The organism is Photorhabdus machadonis, assembly GCF_052657765.1.
Genome location: NZ_CP199761.1, coordinates 5,017,826 through 5,040,095, shown reverse-complemented (window position 1 = coordinate 5,040,095; position 22,270 = coordinate 5,017,826). Strand labels below are relative to the sequence as shown.

General features: G+C 43.1%; 19 protein-coding genes. 12 read left to right on the top strand and 7 right to left on the bottom strand.

The annotated features are described in order from the left end of the window. Positions 1-58: 58 nt before the first annotated feature. The 4 genes from hemY to hemC are packed head-to-tail and all read right to left on the bottom strand — an operon-like array spanning position 59 to position 4,103. Positions 59-1,267, bottom strand: coding sequence for a protoheme IX biogenesis protein HemY (hemY, locus tag ACUN2T_RS24200; RefSeq protein WP_445495442.1), 1,209 nt, complete (start codon positions 1,265-1,267; stop codon positions 59-61). 3 nt (positions 1,268-1,270) lie between these two features. After that, positions 1,271-2,404, bottom strand: a complete 1,134-nt coding sequence (gene hemX, locus ACUN2T_RS24195) for a uroporphyrinogen-III C-methyltransferase (protein WP_445495441.1) — start codon at positions 2,402-2,404, stop codon at positions 1,271-1,273. A gap of 20 nt (positions 2,405-2,424) precedes the next feature. Continuing rightward, positions 2,425-3,165 carry a uroporphyrinogen-III synthase gene (gene hemD / locus ACUN2T_RS24190; protein WP_445495440.1) on the bottom strand — a complete coding sequence of 247 codons (741 nt, stop codon included), beginning with the start codon at positions 3,163-3,165 and terminating at the stop codon, positions 2,425-2,427. Next, positions 3,162-4,103: a hydroxymethylbilane synthase gene (gene hemC, locus ACUN2T_RS24185; RefSeq protein WP_445495439.1), complete on the bottom strand. Its 942-nt coding sequence runs from the start codon at positions 4,101-4,103 to the stop codon at positions 3,162-3,164. The genes hemD and hemC overlap by 4 nt, the downstream gene beginning before the upstream one ends. Positions 4,104-4,697: 594 nt before the next feature. Between hemC and ACUN2T_RS24180 the strand changes: the two genes are divergently transcribed. Continuing rightward, positions 4,698-7,274, top strand: a complete 2,577-nt coding sequence (locus ACUN2T_RS24180; protein ID WP_445495437.1) for a class I adenylate cyclase — start codon at positions 4,698-4,700, stop codon at positions 7,272-7,274. A 30-nt stretch (positions 7,275-7,304) separates the two neighbouring features. Here the strand turns inward: ACUN2T_RS24180 and cyaY are convergent, their stop codons facing one another. Next, the gene (gene cyaY, locus ACUN2T_RS24175; RefSeq protein ID WP_445495435.1) at positions 7,305-7,622 is read right to left on the bottom strand and encodes an iron donor protein CyaY; all 318 of its coding nucleotides are present in this window, start codon (positions 7,620-7,622) and stop codon (positions 7,305-7,307) included. Positions 7,623-7,700: 78 nt separating this feature from the next. Here cyaY and lptM point away from each other — a divergent pair, with 78 nt between their 5' ends. The 7 genes from lptM to corA all read left to right on the top strand — a co-directional run bounded on the left by lptM (position 7,701) and on the right by corA (position 14,395). Next, positions 7,701-7,886, top strand: coding sequence for an LPS translocon maturation chaperone LptM (lptM, locus tag ACUN2T_RS24170; RefSeq protein ID WP_445495434.1), 186 nt, complete (start codon positions 7,701-7,703; stop codon positions 7,884-7,886). A gap of 47 nt (positions 7,887-7,933) precedes the next feature. Next, entirely contained in the window at positions 7,934-8,758 is an 825-nt protein-coding gene (gene dapF / locus ACUN2T_RS24165; RefSeq protein WP_445495433.1) for a diaminopimelate epimerase, read from the top strand. Positions 8,759-8,791: 33 nt separating this feature from the next. Continuing rightward, on the top strand, positions 8,792-9,496 hold the full coding sequence (locus ACUN2T_RS24160; protein WP_445495432.1) for a DUF484 domain-containing protein: 705 nt from the start codon (positions 8,792-8,794) through the stop codon (positions 9,494-9,496). Then, positions 9,493-10,404 (top strand): tyrosine recombinase XerC, encoded by a 912-nt coding sequence (gene xerC, locus ACUN2T_RS24155; protein ID WP_445495430.1) that lies wholly within the window; start codon positions 9,493-9,495, stop codon positions 10,402-10,404. Before ACUN2T_RS24160 ends, xerC begins: the two co-directional genes overlap by 4 nt. Continuing rightward, on the top strand, positions 10,404-11,120 hold the full coding sequence (yigB, locus tag ACUN2T_RS24150) for a 5-amino-6-(5-phospho-D-ribitylamino)uracil phosphatase YigB (protein WP_445495429.1): 717 nt from the start codon (positions 10,404-10,406) through the stop codon (positions 11,118-11,120). The genes xerC and yigB overlap by 1 nt, the downstream gene beginning before the upstream one ends. Before the next feature lie 66 nt (positions 11,121-11,186). Next, complete coding sequence (uvrD, locus tag ACUN2T_RS24145; RefSeq protein WP_445495428.1) at positions 11,187-13,349, top strand: DNA helicase II; 2,163 nt, start codon at positions 11,187-11,189, stop codon at positions 13,347-13,349. 95 nt (positions 13,350-13,444) lie between these two features. Then, positions 13,445-14,395, top strand: coding sequence for a magnesium/cobalt transporter CorA (gene corA / locus ACUN2T_RS24140; RefSeq protein ID WP_445495427.1), 951 nt, complete (start codon positions 13,445-13,447; stop codon positions 14,393-14,395). Positions 14,396-14,755: 360 nt separating this feature from the next. Here corA and rarD read toward each other — a convergent pair whose 3' ends face one another. Both rarD and ACUN2T_RS24130 read right to left on the bottom strand, forming a co-directional pair. Next, positions 14,756-15,646 (bottom strand): EamA family transporter RarD, encoded by an 891-nt coding sequence (gene rarD, locus ACUN2T_RS24135; RefSeq protein WP_445495426.1) that lies wholly within the window; start codon positions 15,644-15,646, stop codon positions 14,756-14,758. Between the two features lie 118 nt (positions 15,647-15,764). Continuing rightward, entirely contained in the window at positions 15,765-16,235 is a 471-nt protein-coding gene (locus ACUN2T_RS24130; protein ID WP_445495425.1) for a thioesterase family protein, read from the bottom strand. Between the two features lie 296 nt (positions 16,236-16,531). Between ACUN2T_RS24130 and recQ the strand changes: the two genes are divergently transcribed. The 4 genes from recQ (at position 16,532) to ACUN2T_RS24110 (ending at position 21,087) form a co-directional block, all read left to right on the top strand. Beyond that, positions 16,532-18,358, top strand: a complete 1,827-nt coding sequence (gene recQ, locus ACUN2T_RS24125) for an ATP-dependent DNA helicase RecQ (protein WP_445495423.1) — start codon at positions 16,532-16,534, stop codon at positions 18,356-18,358. 14 nt (positions 18,359-18,372) lie between these two features. After that, the gene (gene pldB / locus ACUN2T_RS24120; RefSeq protein ID WP_445495422.1) at positions 18,373-19,371 is read left to right on the top strand and encodes a lysophospholipase L2; all 999 of its coding nucleotides are present in this window, start codon (positions 18,373-18,375) and stop codon (positions 19,369-19,371) included. A 22-nt stretch (positions 19,372-19,393) separates the two neighbouring features. Continuing rightward, entirely contained in the window at positions 19,394-20,194 is an 801-nt protein-coding gene (yigL, locus tag ACUN2T_RS24115; RefSeq protein ID WP_445495421.1) for a sugar/pyridoxal phosphate phosphatase YigL, read from the top strand. Between the two features lie 446 nt (positions 20,195-20,640). Beyond that, positions 20,641-21,087: an H-NS histone family protein gene (locus tag ACUN2T_RS24110; RefSeq protein ID WP_445495419.1), complete on the top strand. Its 447-nt coding sequence runs from the start codon at positions 20,641-20,643 to the stop codon at positions 21,085-21,087. Positions 21,088-22,270 lie beyond the last annotated feature (1,183 nt).

The window sequence follows — 22,270 nt, the reverse complement described above, 5'->3', positions numbered from 1 at the left end:
TTGTAAAGGAATATTGCTCGATAGATCATAAAACTCTAGTGTTAAATGTTAGCTGACACTATTGGCTATTAGCTACATCACTTTCGCGCTTCAAAGTTAGCACCAATCCCTCGCGGCGAACCTGTGCCGCTTCATCCGGTTTGCGTAACTTATCCAATGCATCTGCTAACCAGGCATAATCATGGGCGTCCGGTCGTTGATCTAATGCGGCTTTAAAATCTCGTGTTGCTTTTTCCCATTCTCCATGATGCAAAGCAACCTGTCCAAGAGTACTGTTTAGCAGAGGGGTTGCGCCATGTTGCTTTAACTGATGATCCAGCGCTTTTTGTACCGGCTTTGGATCTTCACTTTTTAACCGTGGAATCAACAACAATAAACGTTCATCGTATTGACGTTTTAAACTTTCTAGGATGATTTTTTGTGCTGTTTCATGATCATCACATTCAATCAAATGCTCAGATATTGCAACCTGCAAAACCACGTCATGGCGAATTTTACGGCTTTGATCATGCCACCAGTGTTTTAAACCTTCGCTGCCTTGTTCTGCCATATGCTGATTCATCAGACCGATATAGGCTTGTTGACGCAGCTTGTGAATTTGTAATTCATCATGCAGATGGATTTTCTCCATTGTTGGCAGTATATCAATCAGTGACTGGTAAGCTCCCGATCTTGTATAAGCCTGTTCAGCCAGGCGTAAAACTTCTGGATGGCGTGAAGCTTGATTCAGAAGTTTGTCTATACCGTGGCGAGCGGCATGAATTTCACCTTGTGCCAGTTGAATACGTACACGGGTAATATCCACAGGTAACTGATTATTGTCTGCGACTTCTGCTGCACGTTCCAGATATTGATTGGTACGGAATTTATCTCCACGTTGCTGGGCTGCTTCGGCTGCCAACAAGTAGTTGACTACAGGTTGTTCTGCATGATCAGCATTACGGGTCAGTAATTGCTCAACTTGTTTAAAATCACCTTCGGCCAGTTTGATGAGTGCTTCTTTTGTCTGAGCATGAGCGCGGCTGCGTTTACGTCCGAGGAACCAACCACGGGTACGGGAACTTGTACGCATAACTCTGCGGTAGCTCCAGCCAAGGAAGCAGAGCACCATTTGTGAAAGAGCAAATATAATGAACAGGCCGGTAACACTGGTTTCAATATTGTACTTGTCAGTCTGAATCAGAACATACCCCTGATGACCCGCAACGATTGGGCCAAGCACAATACCAACAATCAGTACAACAAACAGTAACAAAACTTTCAGCATAACTTAGCCCTCCTGGTGGGTTTCAGAGGACTGGGACAGTAAGTTGCGAACCCGGGTTTGCATCAGTTTTTCCAGTAAAGGCTGACTTGAAAGATGATCGGGTACTGTCATGGAAACAGGTTGCTGACTAAGTGAATCAATTTCTTCCAGGAATGCTTTGGTATTTGGATCGTTGATATCAAAGTAAGCTCTGACCCAAGTTGAAACCGTTTCCAGTGATTGTTTAAAAACTTCACCCTGATGACGCGGTATTGCTTGAGCGGCAATCAACAGACGGGCACGGATATTCTCCCGTAGATAGATATCCTGATTTGGTGCCAGTAATGGTTCTGCTGTGGTATCGCGGCGACGGATAGTAATAAAATTATCCATAAAGCTGTTCCAGCTTTTATTCAGATTCTGACGCCATTCAGATAATGAGCCGGTTAATTCATCATTGTCTTCATCCATAGGTAAACCATCAATTGTGTTGTCAGCCAGACGCAGGTTATCTACCTGGTTAGAGAGTTGATTAACCCGCAGGATGGCACCATCAAAATCAACCTGATTGATGGCAGATAATGCGCTGATGTCCTGTGTAATTGCACGACGGATTTCAATCAGGCTTGGATCATTCATCTCAGCGAGACTGGCATCTGCATTTTTTAATAGGGCTGCGGCGGTGACGACATCTTGATCATTCCATAATTTCCGTCCGGCCATTTTGACCAAAAAGTCAGCTTGTGCCAGTAGCCAGCTTTTTACGTCAGAACTGGATAACGAAGAGATTCTGGCTTGTAACTCTTGCAGGCGATTATCCAGTTGATCATTTTGTGCAGCTTGGGCGGCAAAATGGTTTAAAGCTTGCGATTGTTCTTTGAACAGAATTTCAATACGTTGTTTATCTTGTGATTGCTGTTGTTTCAATGATTCCAATTGTTGGCGCAGTTCATGGTTTTCCACGCTGAGTAAATGGCTTTGTTGTTGTCCGTAGTAATAAAGACTGCCACCGATTGCCAGAATAATTGCAATAGTCATGATACTTCTCAGAGTGCCAGAACGTTCTTGCTTCTGAGGCGTTGTTTCGGGCTGTTGCGAGTTTTCAACCGTAGTTATTGTTTTTTCAACCGTCTCGGCGGACTGTTTTTGTTCCGTCATAGTGGGCATCCCATGTCAGTTTATTCTAGTGCCTGAATTAAGGCATCGTTGTCTGCACTTTTTGCAACTTTAACATCTTGCCAGCCCAGGCACTGGGCGGTGTGTGCAAGACGTTCGCTTACCACAACAAGGCGGCAATATAATAACCACCTATTCCGATCACTTTCGGGTATTAAGTTATATAACAGTTGCAGTATTTCGCCACTGGTTACAATTAAAGTCTGTACTCCATATTTTTGCCAGTGGGCACTGAATTCTGCTGCCGGATAGTCTACTGGCTGGCGAAGATAACATTCACAATAATTAACGGAGGCCCCTCTTTCTGTTAAGGTGCGGGCAATAACTTCACGCCCGCCATTTCCTCTGAGCAGCAAAGCCTGTTTATTTTCAACCTGATGTAATGATGGTAGTTCCAGCAGGATTTCGCTGGTTTCACCCTTTAATGACCAGATAATATTTATATCAGTCAATTGATGAAAAGCCAGTGCGGTTGATCTGCCAATAGCATAATAAATCAGCTTGTCAGGCCATGATAGATTAATTTTATTTAACTGTGAGTTTGCATAATGAACTGCATTTTTTGACAACAGAAATACTATATCACCGGCATTCAACTGACTCAGCTTCTCAGCTAGCTGTGGCAGCTCTGAACCTGGGTGAATATTGATTAAAGGTGCGCTGAAAGCCGTTTTTCCCGCTGCCTGTAACTTTCTGACTAACTCCTCTCCGGCAGGAGAAGGCCGTGTCACCAGAATGCTCATGTGGGGGGATTTCCTTGATAAATGTTGGTCAGAATTGCCTTTGCTCCCCGTTCCAGCAACTCTTCTGCCAGTTCAATCCCTGCCTGGCTGGCATCTTTTACTAATGCTGTTCTCTCACCACGAATAATCACACTGCCATCTGGTGCTCCAACCAATGCCCGCAGCCAGATTTTCCCATCCTGCCAGATGGCATAGCTGCCTATTGGTACTTGGCAGCCTCCTTCCAGGCGGGTATTCATTGCCCGTTCGGCCAGAACACAGATTTCTGTATCATAATGATTTAATGGTGCCAGTAGAACTTGTGTTTGCTGGTCGTCAAGGCGGCATTCAATCCCCACGGCACCTTGACCAACGGCAGGTAATGATTGTTCTACAGACAACGGCATACGGATACGTTCATGCAGTTTTAACCTTTTCAATCCTGCAACAGCGAGAATGATGGCATCGTAATGACCATTATCCAGCTTATTCAGACGGGTGCCGACATTACCCCGAAGGTCACGGATAATCAGGTCGGGACGTAATTCACGGAGTTGACACTGACGGCGTAAACTTGATGTGCCAACAATGCTGCCTGTTGGCAATCCATCAAGAGAGTGATATTTGGCAGAAACGAAAGCATCGCGTGGATCATCACGTTCACAAATAGTGACCAAGCCCAACCCGTCAGGAAAAGAGATAGGTACATCTTTCATTGAATGAACTGCGATATCGGCCCGATTTTCAAGCAGAGCCCATTCTAATTCTTTGACAAATAGCCCCTTGCCGCCCACTTTTGCCAGAGGGGTATCCAAAATGATATCGCCTTGGGTTACCATCGGAATCAGTTGAACTTCCAAGTCTGGGTGATGTTGTTGTAATTTTTGCTGAACATGAAGTGCCTGCCACATAGCCAGAGGGCTTTGACGGGTTGCGATCCGGATGGTTTTTGTTGACATAGATGTTTGTATTTCTCTGGCTTTTCTGCCGTCATATAAATGAAAAACTAGCACTCGTTTTAACACTTCAGCAGTTTTTTTTCCAGTTAAGGCCTGAGAAGAAAGTGTGCAGATCAGGTTAAAATATAAAATAAATTTTAATTTTTTAAATTATTTTATATTTATATAAAGTAGATTAATTTAAATATGAAGTCACTTTTTCAGTGAATTATTTCTGTAATTAGAAAATCTTGAATGAAAAGAATGACTAATTAAAATATAGCTAATGGGTTATTTTTATGAGACTGCTGATAAAAAAGCATTAGATACATGACTTGAAAAATGAGCAGAGAAAATTTCCTTCATAAAAGAAAGTATAAAACGTATGGTTTTTTATGTTATTTATATATATAACAATAAGTTACTTGTTTTTTTGTCTGGTATCGTATCGCAATTCAATTGCTTTACTGACTTTACGGTTTATCTACAAGATGTTAAATTGATCACGTTTCCGGTAATAAATTGGTAAAAATCATTCTAAATAATTCCATTAAGTTATAACAGCCGGAAGCGGGGGATTTATCTGGGCACTGGAACTCAATCGGGCGAGACGTCTTGTACCTTTACATCGAAACACTGAAGCAGAGACTGGATGCGATAAACCAACTCAGGTTAGAACGCGCCTCTACCGCCATGAGTGCGGAATTTAAGCAGGTATACAGTTTACTGCCAGTATTATTGCATTATCATCATCCGATGATGCCAGGTTACATTAATGGTAATGTTCCTTACGGCGTATGTTTTTTCGTGCATGATGAATCACAAAAATCTTATCTTAATGATTTAGAAAGTAAATTAGAATACGCCATAGAACAGCCTGCTAATGGTCAGCTTCCTATTACGGGTATTTACTCAATGGGGAGTACTTCGTCAATCGGGCAAAGTAGTTGTTCTGATTTGGATATTTGGGTATGTCATCAGTCGTGGCTTGATAATGATGAGCGCCTCCTGTTGCAACGTAAGTGTACGCTTATTGAACAATGGGCGGCAGCGCTTGGTATCGAAGTCAATTTTTTTCTTATTGATGAAAACCGCTTTCGCCATAATACCAGTGGTAGTCTTGGCGGTGAAGATTGCGGTTCTACTCAGCATATTCTGTTACTTGATGAATTTTACCGTACGGCTGTGCGTATGGCTGGTAAGCGTTTGTTATGGGAAATGGTGCCTGTAGAAGAAGAGCGCCATTATGATGAATATGTTTTATCTCTTTATGCGCAAGGTGTTCTGACGCCTAATGAGTGGCTTGATCTCGGTGGATTAGGAGAACTATCCGCTGAAGAATACTTTGGCGCCAGCTTATGGCAACTTTACAAAAGTATCGACTCTCCTTATAAAGCTGTATTGAAAAGCTTGTTGCTTGAGGCATATTCCTGGGAATATCCCAATGGTAAATTACTGGCAATGGAGATGAAACAGCGTTTGCATGCGGGTGAAATAGTTTCATTTGGCCTTGATGCATACAGCATGATGCTTGAACGTGTTACCCGCTATCTGATAGAAATTAATGATACGACTCGCTTAGATTTAATACGTCGATGCTTCTATTTAAAAGTTTGTGAAAAGCTCTCTCTAAACCAGGATGATGAAGGTTGTACCGGTTGGCGACGTCAGGTTTTGACTCAGTTGGTATATGAATGGAAGTGGGATACAGAGCGGTTGGGCATTCTGGATAACCGCAACTCATGGAAAATTGAACGGGTTCGTGATGCCCATAATGAACTGCTTGATACCATGATGCAGAGTTACCGTAACCTTATCCGTTTTGCCCGCCGTAATAATCTGAGTGTCAGTGCCAGTCCACAGGATATTGGCGTGCTGACCCGTAAACTCTATGCTGCATTTGAAGCGTTGCCAGGTAAAGTGACGCTGGTTAATCCACAGATCTCACCGGACCTGTCAGAGAAACATTTAGCATTTATTTATGTGCCTCAAGGACGTGCAAATCGTAGCGGCTGGTATCTCTACAATCAGGCACCGATAATTGAATCAATTATTGGTCATCAGCCTCTGGAATATAATCGTTACCTAAATAAACTGGTGTCGTGGACCTATTTTAACGGCTTATTGACAGAAAAATCCTGTATTCATATTCATAATGGTGAAGCCCAGTGTGATGAACTGAAGTTGCATGAATTGATTAACGATATTTCTGCTCATTTTCCTATTCGTTTGCCAGCACCGACGCCAAAAGCACTCTATAGTCCGTGTGAAATCCGGCACTTGGCGATTATTGTTAATCTGGAGAAAGATCCGACTGCTGCGTTCTCTAACCAGGTTGTGCATTTTGATTTCCGCAAACTTGATGTATTCAGCTTTGGAGAATCGCAACAGTGCTTGGTGGGAAGCATCGACTTGCTTTACCGCAATTCATGGAATGAAGTGAGAACGTTACATTTTAGTGGCGAGCAATCTGTTCTGGAAGCATTGAAAACTATACTGGGCAAAATGCATCAAGATGCTGCACCGCCAGCGGCTGTTGAAGTATTCTGTTACAGTGAACATTTACGCGGGCTTATCCGAACCCGAATCCAGCAACTGGTATCTGAGTGCATTGAGTTGCGTTTATCCAGCAATCGTCAGGATCCGGGCCGTTTTAAAGCACTGCGCATTGCGGGCCAGACTTGGGGGTTGTTCTTTGAACGTCTTAACGTCTCTGTACAGAAATTGGAGAATGCCGTGGAGTTTTATGGGGCAATTTCTAATAACAAATTGCATGGGTTGCCGGTAAAAATTAATACCAAAGAGACATATTTGCCTGCTGTGGTTGATGGTTTTGCCAGCGAGGGTATCATTCAGTTTTTCTTCGAAAATACTCAAGATAATAAAAGCTTTAATATTTATATCCTGGATGAAACTAACCGGGTAGAAATTTATTCTCATTGTGAGGGAAGTAAGGAAGAACTGGTACACGACGTCAGTCGGTTTTACTCTTCATCGCATGATCGATTTACTTACGGATCAAGTTTTATCAACTTTAACCTGCCACAGTTTTATCAGATTGTGCAAATGAAAGACCAGGTTCAGGTGATTCCATTCAATGGATCCTCTTTTTCACATTTGTGTGTGACTCATGATGGGGAAACAGGTGGAGAAGAACAGACAGAACTTTATCGTTCTGTGTCGCATTACTGATTTACCCCGCGGCACGGGGTAAATCAATCATTAGAAATTGAACAGTTCACCACTCTGTTCTGTGATGGATTGTGCTAACATAGCCAGGAAATTGCCCCCGCTACGGTCACAAATCCACTGATCATCTTTATAGCCAAAATGATACCCCCCGTTTTTGGTTGCCAGCCAGATTTGATGGAAAGGCTCCTGACGATTGATAATAATTTTGCTGTCATTCTCAAAGCTCAGGGTCATGACACCGCCATTGGTTTCACAGTCGATATCAGCATTGCCATCATAATTATCCAGTTGCTCTTCGATATAAAACATCAGTTGGTCAGCTAACTGATGAAATTCACTGTCGTTCATTTTCAATTCCTATTTGCTTTTCGGGGCCTAACTGCGATTATAGAGAATATTGACGTATGAATTACAGGCATTAATGCAATGAAGAAAAAATTACGCGGGTTTCTGGCTATCATAACTTTATTTGTACTTTCCGGCTGTGGACTGAAAGGCCCGCTCTATTTTCCTCCAGAACAACCATCGGTAGAGAAGACTAAGACCGCAGCTCAGGTTCCTGTGAAGACTGTGCAGCAAGGGCAGAAAGTGGATAGCGCCACTCAGAAATAAGCGAAATAGGCTGGTATTTAGTACTGCGGCTTACGGTGGAGCATTATATGCAGTTCTCCAAAATGCATGGTCTTGGTAATGACTTTATGGTCGTTGATGCTGTGACCCAAAATGTTTATTTCTCACCAGAACTGATCTGCCGTTTGGCGGATAGGCATACAGGTGTGGGCTTCGATCAGTTGTTAATTGTTGAAGCACCTTATGATCCGGATCTGGATTTTCATTATCGCATTTTTAATGCTGATGGCAGTGAAGTGGCACAGTGTGGCAATGGGGCGCGTTGTTTTGCCCGTTTTGTCCGCCTTAAGGGATTGATTAATAAGCGTGATATTAAAGTCAGTACTCAGTCGGGACGTATGGTATTGAGTATCACCAATGATGATCAGGTTTGTGTGAATATGGGGGAACCTGAATTTGAGCCACATCTTGTGCCATTTCGCGCGTTAAAGGCAGAAAAAACCTATATTTTAAGAGTGGTAGAGAAAACGGTTCTTTGTGGTGTGGTTTCTCTGGGGAACCCTCATTGTGTGATTCAGGTAGCAGATGTGGAAACTGCCGAAGTGGGAATTCTGGGGCCTGCTCTGGAAAGCCATGAAAGATTTCCTGAACGGGCTAATATTGGTTTCATGCAAGTTTTAAACCGTGGTCATATTCGCTTACGGGTTTATGAACGTGGTGTTGGAGAAACTCAGGCTTGTGGTAGTGGTGCTTGTGCTGCGGTAGCCATCGGCATTCAGCAGCAACTGCTCGACAGTCATGTTCAAGTAGACTTGCCAGGCGGTTCACTGTTTATCTGTTGGGAAGGGCCGGGCACACCTCTCTATATGACTGGGCCGGCGACGCATGTTTATGATGGCACAATTCATTTGTAATCGATTTTGTTTTGAACTGCGGGGCATCGGAAGATGGAGAAGAAAGAAGAGCAGTTAAACATCGGTGGTACACTCGATGCTCAAACTGTTGTGGATTATTTGTTGGAAAACCCCAATTTCTTTATCCGCAATGCATGTGTCGTTGAACAGGTACGGGTTCCTCACCCGGTAAGAGAGACGGTTTCTTTGGTTGAATGGTATATGAGCCGTCAGAGAACACGTATTGCTTATCTGGAAGAAAATATAACCTTGCTAATGGAGCAGGCTAGAGTGAATGAGCAACTGTTCGAACAGTTGCTGAAATTACTTGTTGATTTAGCGGCGGCAGAGAGTTTACAAGATATGCTTAGTCGGTTGAGTTCATGGGCTAAGAGTCTGGGGTTAAATAGTGCCAGTATCCGTCTTTTCAGTGATAAATGGCATATTGGCGCACCGCTTAATGCGCCCGATTTAGCGCTTTCCCGTAACTCTTTTGAACCAATCCGTATTCATCGTTTTGGTAATAGTAACCACTATCTCGGTATGTTGAACGGGCCGGAAATTTTAATGTTGTTACCACAGGTTCGTCATGTCGGTTCGGTTGCTGTATCGCTACTGGGAACGAGGGGAGAGTTGGGTATGGTGATATTTAACAGTCGCAATTATCAGCATTATCAAGACGGCATGGGAACTGACATGCTTGATCATCTGGCTAAATTACTGCCGGATATACTATCTCGTTGGATTAAACGGATATGATGCAGGGAATTGATCTGTTACTGGAGCCGGTTGAGGCATTTTTGCGGTATCTCAGGGTAGAGCGCCGGCTAAGTCCGGTGACTATCACTCATTACCGTCGCCAGCTTTTCACATTGGCTGGGATGGCTTTAGAAATAGGTGTCAGGCAATGGAAAGATTTTGATCCTGCGAAAATCAGAATGTTGGTAACACGTAGTCGTCGTGCTGGCTTGCAGTCTGCTAACTTGGCTTTACGCTTATCTTCTCTGCGCAGTTTTTTTGATTGGCAGGTTACTCAGGGTGAGATTTCCGTTAATCCGGCAAAGACCGTTAGTACGCCGGGAACCAAGCGACATTTACCGAAAAATATTGATGTGGATGAAGTGAATCAACTGCTGAACATCAATTTCAATGATCCAATATCAGTGCGTGACCGGACGATGCTGGAAGTCATGTACGGCGCTGGGTTGCGTTTGTCAGAGCTGGTGGGGCTTGATTGCCTGCATCTGGATCTTGAAAGTGGGGAAGTATGGGTTTCAGGTAAAGGCAGTAAAGAGCGGAAGGTTCCTTTGGGGCAGACCGCTGTTGAATGGCTTAATCGTTGGTTGGAGATGCGGGAACTGTTCGAACCGGAGGATAATGCGGTTTTTATCTCAAATCTTGGGCGGCGGATATCAACCCGTAATGTACAGAAACGATTTGCGCAGTGGGGCATACGTCAGGGGGTGAACAGCCATATTCATCCTCATAAATTGCGCCACTCCTTTGCCACTCACATTCTGGAATCCAGTGGTGATTTGCGTGCAGTTCAGGAACTGCTTGGTCACGCCAGCTTATCCAGCACACAAATCTATACCCATCTGGATTTCCAGCATTTGACAAAAGTGTATGATGTGGCCCATCCCAGAGCCAAACGGGGGAAATCGTAATGCGTTTTTACCGGCCTCTTGCGCCAGTCTCAGCAATGACATTTGATCTGGATGATACCCTTTATGACAATCGTCCAGTGTTAGATAAGACGGAACAAGAGGTGCTGAATTTTATACGGCAATATGATCCTAAGTTCAGTCACCTTGATCATCAGGATCTGGATGCTTTCCGTGAAGTGATATTTGAGCAAGATCCTGAAATCTGCCATGACATGACCTTGTGGCGCAGGCAGTCTGCAAAGCTGATGTTTTGCCATTACGGTTTTAGCCGTGAAGATGCCTGCCGGGGTGCGGATGATATCATGGCCCATTTTTCCCACTGGCGCAGCCGGATTGATGTACCGGAATCAACACATAAAACCCTTGCTGCACTTGCTGAACAGATGCCATTGGTCGCCATTACTAACGGTAATGCAGAACCTGCGGCTTGTGGTCTTGCTCCTTATTTTAAATTTGTGCTGAAAGCAGGTCCTGATGGACGCGCAAAACCTCATAGTGATATGTACCGTCTGGCAGCAGAACGCCTGGGTTTACCACTTGGGAAAATTTTGCATATTGGTGATGACCTGAACACGGATGTGGAAGGGGCGCTTCGTAGTGGTATGCAGGCTTGTTGGATTAATACAGAAAATAAAAAACTATTGCAGATGATTGAGAGCCGCCTGCTGCCACACATTGAGATTTACGATTTGGCTTCTTTGACAGCATTGATATAATCATGAAATTATTCTGTATAAAAACACAGCAGGCTGTGGTCGCTGTTTAATCAACTGATGGTAACTATGGATATCTCCTATCTGCTCGAAAGTCTGAATGACAAACAACGTGAAGCCGTAGCTGCTCCGCGGACCAACATGTTGGTACTGGCCGGAGCAGGGAGTGGTAAAACCCGGGTTTTGGTACACCGAATTGCTTGGTTGTTGTCGGTGGAGAAGGCTTCACCATTTTCCATCATGGCAGTGACCTTTACCAATAAGGCGGCCGCAGAAATGCGCCACCGGATTGAAAACTTGATCGGTACCAGCCAGGGAGGAATGTGGATTGGTACATTCCACGGATTGGCTCATCGTTTGTTACGGGCGCATCACCTGGATGCCAATTTGCCGCAGGATTTTCAGATTCTTGACAGTGAAGATCAGCATCGTCTGCTCAAACGCATTATCAAGGCGATGAATCTGGATGATAAGCAATGGCCGGCTCGTCAGGGTATGTGGTACATCAACGGTAAAAAAGATGAAGGGTTACGGCCACAGCATATTGAAAGTTATGGTAACCCTGTCGAGGCGACATGGCAGAAAATTTATCAGGCTTACCAGGAAGCGTGTGATCGCGCGGGATTGGTAGACTTTGCAGAGCTTCTGTTGCGGGCTCATGAACTGTGGCTGAATAAACCGCAAATCCTGCAACACTACCGTGGCCGCTTTACAAATATTCTGGTGGACGAATTTCAGGACACCAACAGCATTCAATATGCCTGGATCCACCTATTGGCGGGGGAAACGGGCAAAGTGATGATTGTCGGGGATGATGATCAATCTATTTATGGCTGGCGTGGGGCGCAGGTTGAGAATATTCAACGTTTCCTGAAAGACTTCTCCGGCGCAGAAACTATCCGTTTGGAGCAAAATTACCGTTCCACCAGTAATATTCTGAAAGTTGCCAATACACTGATTGCCAATAACAGTGATCGCCTGGGCAAGAATCTGTGGACTGACGGTGTAGAAGGTGAACCGATTTCCCTGTATTGTGCATTTAATGAGCTTGATGAGGCCCGTTATGTAGTCAGTCGGATTAAAAGCTGGCTTGAAAATGGTGGTGCACTGAAAAGCTGTGCCATACTTTACCGCAGTAATGCCCAGTCCCGTGTACTGGAAGAAGCGTTGTTACAGGCATCAATGCCATATCGTATTTATGGTGGTCAGCGGTTCTTTGAACGTCAGGAAATTAAAGATGCGTTAGCTTACCTGCGCTTGATTGCTAACCGCAATGATGATGCGGCGTTTGAACGTGTGGTGAATACGCCTACCCGTGGCATCGGTGACAGAACGTTGGATATAGTGCGCCAGGCTGCCCGTGAACGGCAGGAAACGTTGTGGCACAGCTGTCAAATATTGCTTCAAGAGAAAGTGCTGGCTGGGCGGGCAGCGTCTTCCTTGCAGCGTTTCATTGAACTGATAGAAGCGTTATCGACGGAAACCAGCGATATGCCGTTACATGTGCAGACTGACAGAGTTATCCGCGATTCTGGCCTGCGTGCGATGTACCAGCAGGAAAAAGGTGAAAAAGCACAGGCGCGTATCGAGAACCTTGAAGAACTTGTCACGGCGACCCGCCAGTTCAGTTATCAGGATGAGGACGAAGATCTGATGCCATTACAGGCATTTCTTTCCCATGCTGCGCTGGAATCTGGAGAAGGTCAGGCTGACGCTTATCAGGATTCTGTGCAACTGATGACATTGCATTCAGCCAAAGGGCTGGAATTCCCACAGGTATTTATTGTTGGAATGGAAGAGGGCATGTTCCCAAGCCAGATGTCGATTGAAGAAGGCGGGCGTCTGGAAGAGGAACGTCGATTGGCTTATGTGGGCCTGACACGGGCAATGGAAAAGCTGACAATCACTTATGCAGAAAGTCGCCGTTTATATGGTAAAGAAGTTTATCATCGTCCATCTCGCTTTATTAGGGAACTGCCGGCAGAATGTATTGAAGAAGTTCGGTTACGTGCGACAGTCTCTCGTCCAGTCAACCACAGTCGGTTAGGTACGCCAATCAGTGCCAATGACAGCGGTTATGCCCTTGGACAACGTGTTCGTCATCCTAAATTTGGTGAAGGAACCATTGTCAACATGGAGGGGAGTGGTGAACATAGCCGGCTACAAATCGCGTTTCATGGGGAAGGGATTAAGTGGTTGGTCGCTGCTTATGCCAGACTTGAAACAGTCTGAAAATAATATCCAGGTTGAATGTTGACAGGCTTTTTCCTCTAAGCGTAACATTCGCGCCTTACGATCACGTAGGGAGTAAAGGAGACTTATGATACATGCTGATCGCATTTAAGTTAGAGAATAATCGCCTGCTCCGTCTTGAATTTGAAGAGGGAGAAAAGTTATCTGATTCCTTGTGGGTAGATTTGGTCGAACCGGAAGAGCAAGATCGGCTTCAAGTTCAAAATGAATTAGGCCAAATTCTGGCAACCCGACCGGAACTGGATGACATTGAGGCGTCGGCGCGTTTTTTTGAAGATGAAGACGGGATACACGTTCACTCGTTCTTCTACTTTGAAGACGCGGAAGACCATGCTGGCAACGCAACCGTTGCATTTACTATTCGTGATGGTCGTCTCTATACATTGCGAGAGCGTGAACTCCCTGCATTCCGATTGTACCGTATGCGTGCCCGTAATCAGACATTGGTTGATGGTAATGCCTATGAAGTACTGATGGATCTGTTTGAAACCAAAATCGAACAGTTGGCTGATGTTATCGAAAATATTTACAGTGTTCTGGAATCCCTGAGTCGGGTCATCATGGAAGGGAAACAGGGGGATGAGTTTGATATAGCCCTGTCCAGCCTTGCTGAACAGGAAGATATCGGCTGGAAGGTACGTTTGTGTCTTATGGATACTCAGCGAGCGCTCAACTTTCTGGTGCGGCGTGCCCGTCTGCCGGGCGACCAGCTTGAGCAGGCCCGTGAAATTCTGCGGGATATTGAATCCCTGCTGCCACACAATGAATCCCTATTCCAGAAAGTTAACTTCCTGATGCAGGCCGCAATGGGCTTTATCAATATCGAACAGAGCCGGATTATCAAAATCTTCTCGGTGGTCTCTGTAGTATTCCTGCCCCCAACGCTGGTGGCTTCCAGTTATGGTATGAACTTTGAGTTTATGCCGGAGCTGCATTGGCCATTCGGTTATCCAGGCGCGATTGGGCTGATGATCGCGGCGGGTCTTGCGCCGTATCTTTACTTTAAGCGGAAGAATTGGTTGTAGTGTATTACAGGTTACTGACAAAGTGCTGGTTTTTTATCCGGCATTTTGTTTTAATCAAGTTCCGTTCGTCAAACGGAGCTTGCCCCCTGCCGCCATTGATTTCGAATTTATCCGCGAATTAGTAACAAAAATGAATATTTATAATATGTTCGAATGACAAGAAATACATTCCTTGCTCGTTGTAAATTCTGTTGTTATTTTAATCATTTTATCATATGTACTTAATCATACGAATCGCTGTCCCTAATTGAGTCTGTTCTTCCCACATGAGAGACGCGCGTAACTGGAGTGCTTCAAGGGCAGTTTGTTCTGCAATTTTAGCCAGTCTGATGGTTATTTCCATGTAGTAAACTGATCCTGTTATGTTTTCAACCTGCGCTGTGTATAAAGTGCATCCAGTGTAAACAGCACTAATGCTGCCCAGATAAAACCAAAAGTAATCAGGCGGTCTGTGCCTATTTGCTCGCCATAGACCAGTATTGCCAGTAAGAACATCAACGTTGGGCCGACATACTGGAAGAAACCCAGCGTAGACAGACGCAAATGGGTAGCGGCTTCCGTGTATAGCAGTAATGGAACCGTGGTGATAATGCCTGCGGCCAGCAGCAGTAAATTCAGGATTGTTGAGTTGGCACTTAAATCACTGGTTGGGGTGTTGGCAAAACCAAACAGGTAAATAGCTGCAACGGGTAGTAACCACAGTGTTTCAATCGTCATACCCGTTTGAGCATCAACATTCATCTTCTTACGAAGCAGGGCATACAGAGCGAAAGTGACAGCCAGACTTAATCCAATAACAGGTATAGAGCCAAATTGCCATAACTGGATTAGCACGCCAGTGAAGGCCAAAGTAACGGCAACCCATTGCATCCGGCGAAAACGTTCACTCAGAAACAGCATACCAAACAAAACGTTAACCAGTGGGCTAATGAAGTAACCCAGGCTGGCTTCCAGCATATGGCCGTGGTTCACTGCCCAGATATAAATTAGCCAGTTACAGGCAACAATGGTCGCCGTCACGGCCAATAGCAGTACTTTTTTAGGTTGACGAAAAACGTTGAATACCTGTGACCAGTGACGGGTTACTGTTAGCAGCAGCAACATAAAGAAAAATGACCAGATAACACGATGCGTCAGGATTTCGTCGGCAGGTACTTGCTGAATGTACTTAAAATAAACAGGGGCGATTCCCCAAATAAAGCAGGCACCGAAAGCGTACAGAACGCCTTTGGTAGTTTGTGGCTTATTCATGTTGTCCTAATGTTAATAAAAGGTATAAAAAGCGTAATGAGTTTCTGCCCGTTAACATGAAAATAATATGTCACCGGGCTGAATATTACGCAAGGGATTAATATTTAAAATGATATGACTAACCGACCAGGTAAGTTGCCGTTACACTGGCGATATGTGCTCTCTGCTCATTATGCAATTCAGCTCTGGCGACAGAAACTTTATTTCCATTGCGGATAATACTGCTGGTGGCGGTAAACACGTCACCACGACCGGGGCGTAGATAATCCACCCGCAAATCAATCGTTCCCATTGTTGATAATCTCTTTTCTAATTCTTCTCGTGGAATGGGTGTTATACGGGCTAAAGCATTACCGACACAGACCAATCCGGCACAGACATCCAGCACTGATGCAATCACACCGCCATGTAAAATCTTTTGTGCAGTATTCCCTACCAGCTTATTCTGATTATGGAACTGTATTTCTGCGTAATCCTGTTCAAACCGGAGCAGCTCAAGCCCTAATATCTGGTTAAAAGGCATATGGTAAATGAAAAAATTACCAATTAGCTGGCGGGCTTGCTCCAAGGTGACTTGCGTTGTTGACATTTAATTTATCCCCAAATAAAGGTACGTGTTATTAATACCACTTTATATAGTTAATAAATTGTTAATGTTATGCTTTTATTGCCAACCTTGCCAGTTTGCGAGGCGTCTCGAGAAACAATCTGAGCAAAATTAAAGTTCGTGTGTAAAATAACCTATGTTGCTTTTTTGACTCTTTATAAATGACAACGGTGTTTGTTATGTCGCGGGCTTGTTGTTGAAGTAATTATTGCGAGAGTAAGATAACATAATACGCAGATGCTTAAGCGTCTGTGATTTTTTAATGGTTGAGGAAAAGCGTGTCTACCGCAGAAGTCATCAATACGATATCACTGACAGAGCAAGTATTGCGGGAAACCTTTGGTTATCTGCAATTCCGGCCTGGTCAGCAACAAGTCATCAATACCATTCTTGAAGGGCATGATTGTCTGGTCATTATGCCGACGGGGGGTGGCAAATCACTGTGTTACCAAATCCCGGCGTTGGTGCAGGAAGGATTAACCTTGGTTGTTTCTCCCTTGATCTCTTTAATGAAAGATCAGGTAGATCAACTTCGGGCGAATGGTGTCGCGGCTGATTGCCTGAATTCAACTCAGGCCCGTGAAGAGCAGATGGATGTGATCCGGCGTTGCCGTCAGGGCGTGATCAAATTGCTGTATATCGCTCCTGAACGCTTAATGATGGATAACTTCCTTGAACAGCTTTTGGAGTGGCAACCGGCGATGCTGGCTGTGGATGAAGCGCATTGTATTTCACAATGGGGCCATGATTTCCGGCCTGAATACCGGGCGTTGGGGCAGCTCAGGCAACGCTTTCCAACATTACCGGTCATTGCGTTGACGGCGACCGCTGATGAAACTACCCGCAATGATATTGCCCGGCTACTGAATCTCGAAAATCCGCTTATTCATATCAGCAGTTTTGATCGCCCCAATATTCGTTATACCTTGATAGAAAAATACAAACCATTAGATCAATTATGGTTATTTATCCGTGGTCAGAAAGGTAAAAGTGGCATCATTTACTGCAACAGCCGCAATAAAGTTGAAGAGATATCAGAACGTTTACAAAAACGTGGCTTGAGTGTTGCGTCATACCATGCAGGATTAGATAATAGCCAACGCGCCCGGGTACAGGATGCATTTCAACGTGATGACTTGCAGGTTGTAGTGGCGACTGTGGCATTTGGTATGGGCATTAATAAACCTAATGTTCGGTTTGTGGTTCACTTTAATATTCCACGTAATATCGAATCCTATTATCAGGAAACAGGGCGTGCCGGGCGTGATGGTTTACCTGCGGAAGCGGTGTTGTTCTATGATCCGGCTGATATGGTATGGCTTCGTCGCTGTCTGGAAGAGAAAACGGCTGACACACAGCAAGATATTGAACGGCATAAGCTTAATGCGATGGGGGCCTTTGCCGAAGCGCAAACTTGCCGCCGTCTGGTGTTATTGAACTATTTTGGTGAAAGCCAACAAACCGCTTGTGGCAACTGTGACATCTGTCTTGATCCACCGAAAAATTATGATGGCTTGGTGGATGCACAAAAAGCGCTTTCTTGTGTTTACCGGGTTGGTCAGCGTTTTGGTATCGGTTATATTGTTGAAGTGCTCAGAGGCGCAAATAATCAGCGTATCCGCGATATAAGGCATGATCGTTTGCCGGTTTACGGCATCGGTAAAGATCAAAGTCAGGAGCACTGGGTCAGCGTGTTGAGGCAGCTTATTCACCTAGGCTTTATCAGCCAAAACATTGCCAATTATTCAGCATTACAATTAACAGAAGCTGCACGGCCAGTATTGCGCGGTGAAGTTCCGCTGAAACTGGCAGTTCCACGGATACAGAGCCTGAAAGGGCGCAGTCAGCAAAGTAAATCATATAGTGGCAATTATGATCGCAAATTGTTTGCCAAGTTGCGTAAATTACGGAAATCTATTGCTGACGAAGATAATATCCCGCCTTTTGTTGTGTTTAACGATGTCACACTGATTGAAATGTCAGAGCAATGCCCGGTTACGGCTGATGAAATGTTATTAATCAACGGGGTAGGACAACGAAAACTAGAACGTTTTGGTAGCGTTTTTATGGCTGTGATCTGTAAACATCTGGAGGAGTGTGAATAGCTTGGAGATGATTTATGAAGCCCGAAATGTTGAAAGAGAGCTGGCTTAATCGTGAGATACAGTTTTCTGCTTTTGCTAACGGGCCTCTGTTAGATTTCTGGCAAGCCAGGGAAGAGCATGAGTTTATCGGTGTCGATCATGTGCTGATACGCTATGTCCGTTTTTGTGCAACAACCCAGAATCATAAAGCCGTCGTTATCTTGCCAGGCCGCAGTGAAAGTTATGTCAAATACCCGGAGGTGGCATTTGATTTTTATCACCTTGGTTACGACGTTTTTATCATTGACCATCGTGGACAGGGGCGATCCGGCAGGATGCTTGAAGATCCACAGAAAGGGCATGTAGAAAAATTTGATGACTATATTGACGACGTTGAAACGTTTATAGAAAGAGAAATTCTCCCTCGTTATTATTCTCACTGTTATGCGCTGGCTCATTCAATGGGCGCGGCAATATTAGGGGGATTCTTATTACGTCACAGTCAGATTTTTGATGCAGCGGCCCTTTGTGCTCCTATGTTTGGTATTAACTTACCCATGCCACACTGGTTGGCTGCTTTGCTGGTGAATCGGGCAGAAAAGCGACCGGATAGACGAAATAACTACGCAATACTGACTGGAAAATGGCGTCCGTTGCCTTATTTGATAAATCTTCTGACACACAGTTATGAACGTTACAGTCGCTATCTTCGTTATTACGTGGATGACCCGGAATTACGCATAGGCGGTCCGACATATCATTGGATGCGGGAAAGCATGCGGATTGGCGATATATTGATAGAAAAAGCAGGAAAAATTGAGACGCCACTGATGGTCTTAAAAGCCAGTGAAGATAAAGTAGTTAATAATCAGCAATTACGGGCTTTTTGTGAATCACATAGGAAAGAGAGGACTTTCATTGAAGAGCCGTCACCTTTGATTATTCAGGGGGCGCATCATGAGATCCTATTTGAAAAAGATAAATTACGCAGCCAGGCACTCAACGCTATATGTGACTTTTTTGACCAGAATTGATTCAATTATAGGAACGATAACTATGTATCACATTGTTGCTTCAGATTTAGACGGTACTTTGCTGTCTCCTGATCACAAATTAACGTCTTACACCAAGGAAACGCTTAATTTACTCACAAACAAAGGTATTCATTTTATTTTTGCTACCGGCCGTCATCATGTGGATGTTTCCCAAATCCGTGATGGGCTTGGTATTGATGCCTATATGATCACCTCCAATGGAGCCAGGGTACATAATACCTCGGGTGAACTGGTTTTCAGTCACAATGTTGATCCTGATATAGCGCATGACTTGTGTCTTATCGAGTTTGAGAATCCGGATATTCTGACAAATTATTACCGTCATGATGGATGGTATATAAATCGCGAAAGTCCTGAGCAGAAAGAATTCTTCCAGGAATCCGTATTCCATTATCAGCTGTTTGGACGTGATAATTTTAAAACTGATGGTGTCTGTAAAGTTTACTTTACCTGCGAAGATCATGATCTATTGATTATATTAGAGGAAACCATTAAAGCCCGGTGGGGTGACCGAGTGAATGTAAGTTTCTCGTTACGTAATTGCCTGGAGGTCATGGCTGGTGGTGTTTCCAAAGGTCATGCCCTTGAACAGGTTGCTAAATCAATGGGCTATAAACTCAGTGATTGCATCGCTTTTGGTGATGGAATGAACGACCTGGAAATGCTGACGGTGGCGGGTAAGGGCTGTATTATGCGGGATGCTCACCAACGTTTGAAAGATATCCTGCCGGATATGGATGTGATTGGTTCAAATGCAGATGATGCTGTTACTCGCTATCTATGCAAAATGTATCAGGTTTGATTGCTCAGTTATAATTGAGCGCTATTGGCGCTCAGATTACTGACAGAGTGCTGGTTATTTATCTGGCGCTTTGTGTTAATCAAGTTCCGTTCACCAAACGGAGCTTGCTGCCATGTTAAGAACATCCCCCTAAAAACTTTTCTTTTTTGAAAAGATCTCGCTTGAAAACTTTGTTTCTTACAATCATCTGGTTCGTAAAATCGATACCGCCATTGATTTCGGATTTATCCGTGAAGCTATTGCTTTGAGACAAAATCAGTGTGGTTTTAAAATCTGAAAAAAGAGCAAGCGTATTACGAATAAACAGATAAAAACTTTAATTATTAAAGGTAAAACAGAAATGATTAAGGATTTTTTTAAGTAGGTAAAAAATTCGGTGATATACTGACATTGAAAGAGAAAACATTAGGAAAAACGGATTTTAAATCTATTAACAAGGTGACAAAATGACAGAATTAACCAAAGAACAAGAATATGAAATTGTATCAAAATATTTAACAGGATTAACCACATTAAGAAAATTTGCTCAAACAAAAGATTTTGATTGGTTGGAAGAAGTTTACCAAAAACTAGAGGTAATCGTTGACGAAAGCCGGGAATCCTCTAGATTAGCTAGATTAGAAATAGAAGAAAAAGAACAAAAACGTTTAGAAATATTAAAAATTATTGAAGAAATGGGATTTGATATTAATACCATTAACATACCTATTACCCTCTCTGGTTTTAAACCTAAAAAATCAAACAAAGGAACAGGAAAAACGAGAAAACCGAAGTATCAGTTTAATGAAAATGGAGAGATTAAATACTGGTCAGGAAACGGGAAAAGACCATTAGGTTTACAAAAACTGCTTAATGAAGGTCATTTATTAGATGAGTTTTTAATTAAAAAATAAGAAAATCCTCGGAATGAGAATTGCAGTAATCATTGCGCATCTTTTAACATTGTTCACTTTCTCTTTTTGCTTGCATTTCCTTTTTGGGAGATTGCAAGCTTCTTTTTATCGGTGATTAACGCAGTTATCTATCAGCCAAGGGTGAAAAAAATAGGTCCCCGATTAATGCCGATTTTTAAGAGGTACAGAATGACTAAAAGCAGATTATTCCCTACTATGTTTAATTCATTTATCAGTGATTGTATACTCCGTTTATTTTACATTTAGCTAATCTGCCATGATTATTTAAAAGAGTGAATGTGGAGGTATTAATAATTTTGTATAAATGGTAGGTTTAAATAAATGCGAGTTTTCAGAAAGAGAATTAATTGCATTTAATTGAAAATTGAAAACAAATCAGTATGTAAAATAATATTATTTTACCAATCGAGTATTTAAGCGATTTCTCGTCATTATGGTATAAAGAGAACTATAAAAATAATGTAATAAGAAATGGATAAAACGGTTAATCTGGCAGGATTTTAGCCTTGAAGAAGAGGGTGATTATCCGGAAAAACATAAAGGGATTTATTCATACCATCGGGCTATTTATTTTCTGGTTTATGAAAGAAAAATAAAGGGTGGTGTGACTTATTAAAGCTGCTTAAAATTGCCGGTAAACAGCGTCAGTAAAGATAAAAAGTGAGTATGATTAACGTTGATTAAACGTAAAACACGATACCCATGATGATTAAAATCAATAAAAATCAGGTGTTAAAAGTAGTAAAAAACCGTTAAAACTCTATACTGATTAAAACCATAAGTTAAAACAATGATTTTTAATAACGTTTAAAGCCTTCCCATCATGAATTTACCTAACTTGCATAATCATTTAAAAGCATGAATGCAGAGATATTAAAGTTTTTATATAAATAATAGATCTAACTCAATAAATTCAACTTTTCAGAAGGCGAGATTATTTAATCGAAAACCATCAACTATTAATAGTGAGTTGAAAAAATCAGCACGTAAAAGAACATTATTCTAACAGATGGGTATTTAAGCGCTTTCTCGTTGTTATTTTATGAAGAAAACCCTAAAAAGAGCGTAATAAAAAACAGATAAAACGGTTAATTTGGCAAGATTTAAGCCTTGAAAAATAAAAAGGAGTACTTTTATCTTATCAGTTATTTATTTTCTGATT

Excerpts from the sequence above, each read along its gene's own strand:
- hemY (WP_445495442.1), bottom strand. The coding sequence starts at position 1,267 with ATGCTGAAAGTTTTGTTACTGTTTGTTGTACTGATTGTTGGTATTGTG.
- hemX (WP_445495441.1), bottom strand. The coding sequence starts at position 2,404 with ATGACGGAACAAAAACAGTCCGCCGAGACGGTTGAAAAAACAATAACT.
- hemD (WP_445495440.1), bottom strand. The coding sequence starts at position 3,165 with ATGAGCATTCTGGTGACACGGCCTTCTCCTGCCGGAGAGGAGTTAGTC.
- hemC (WP_445495439.1), bottom strand. The coding sequence starts at position 4,103 with ATGTCAACAAAAACCATCCGGATCGCAACCCGTCAAAGCCCTCTGGCT.
- cyaY (WP_445495435.1), bottom strand. The coding sequence starts at position 7,622 with ATGAACGACAGTGAATTTCATCAGTTAGCTGACCAACTGATGTTTTAT.
- lptM (WP_445495434.1), top strand. The coding sequence starts at position 7,701 with ATGAAGAAAAAATTACGCGGGTTTCTGGCTATCATAACTTTATTTGTA.
- dapF (WP_445495433.1), top strand. The coding sequence starts at position 7,934 with ATGCAGTTCTCCAAAATGCATGGTCTTGGTAATGACTTTATGGTCGTT.
- ACUN2T_RS24160 (WP_445495432.1), top strand. The coding sequence starts at position 8,792 with ATGGAGAAGAAAGAAGAGCAGTTAAACATCGGTGGTACACTCGATGCT.
- xerC (WP_445495430.1), top strand. The coding sequence starts at position 9,493 with ATGATGCAGGGAATTGATCTGTTACTGGAGCCGGTTGAGGCATTTTTG.
- yigB (WP_445495429.1), top strand. The coding sequence starts at position 10,404 with ATGCGTTTTTACCGGCCTCTTGCGCCAGTCTCAGCAATGACATTTGAT.
- uvrD (WP_445495428.1), top strand. The coding sequence starts at position 11,187 with ATGGATATCTCCTATCTGCTCGAAAGTCTGAATGACAAACAACGTGAA.
- corA (WP_445495427.1), top strand. The coding sequence starts at position 13,445 with ATGCTGATCGCATTTAAGTTAGAGAATAATCGCCTGCTCCGTCTTGAA.
- rarD (WP_445495426.1), bottom strand. The coding sequence starts at position 15,646 with ATGAATAAGCCACAAACTACCAAAGGCGTTCTGTACGCTTTCGGTGCC.
- ACUN2T_RS24130 (WP_445495425.1), bottom strand. The coding sequence starts at position 16,235 with ATGTCAACAACGCAAGTCACCTTGGAGCAAGCCCGCCAGCTAATTGGT.
- pldB (WP_445495422.1), top strand. The coding sequence starts at position 18,373 with ATGAAGCCCGAAATGTTGAAAGAGAGCTGGCTTAATCGTGAGATACAG.
- yigL (WP_445495421.1), top strand. The coding sequence starts at position 19,394 with ATGTATCACATTGTTGCTTCAGATTTAGACGGTACTTTGCTGTCTCCT.
- ACUN2T_RS24110 (WP_445495419.1), top strand. The coding sequence starts at position 20,641 with ATGACAGAATTAACCAAAGAACAAGAATATGAAATTGTATCAAAATAT.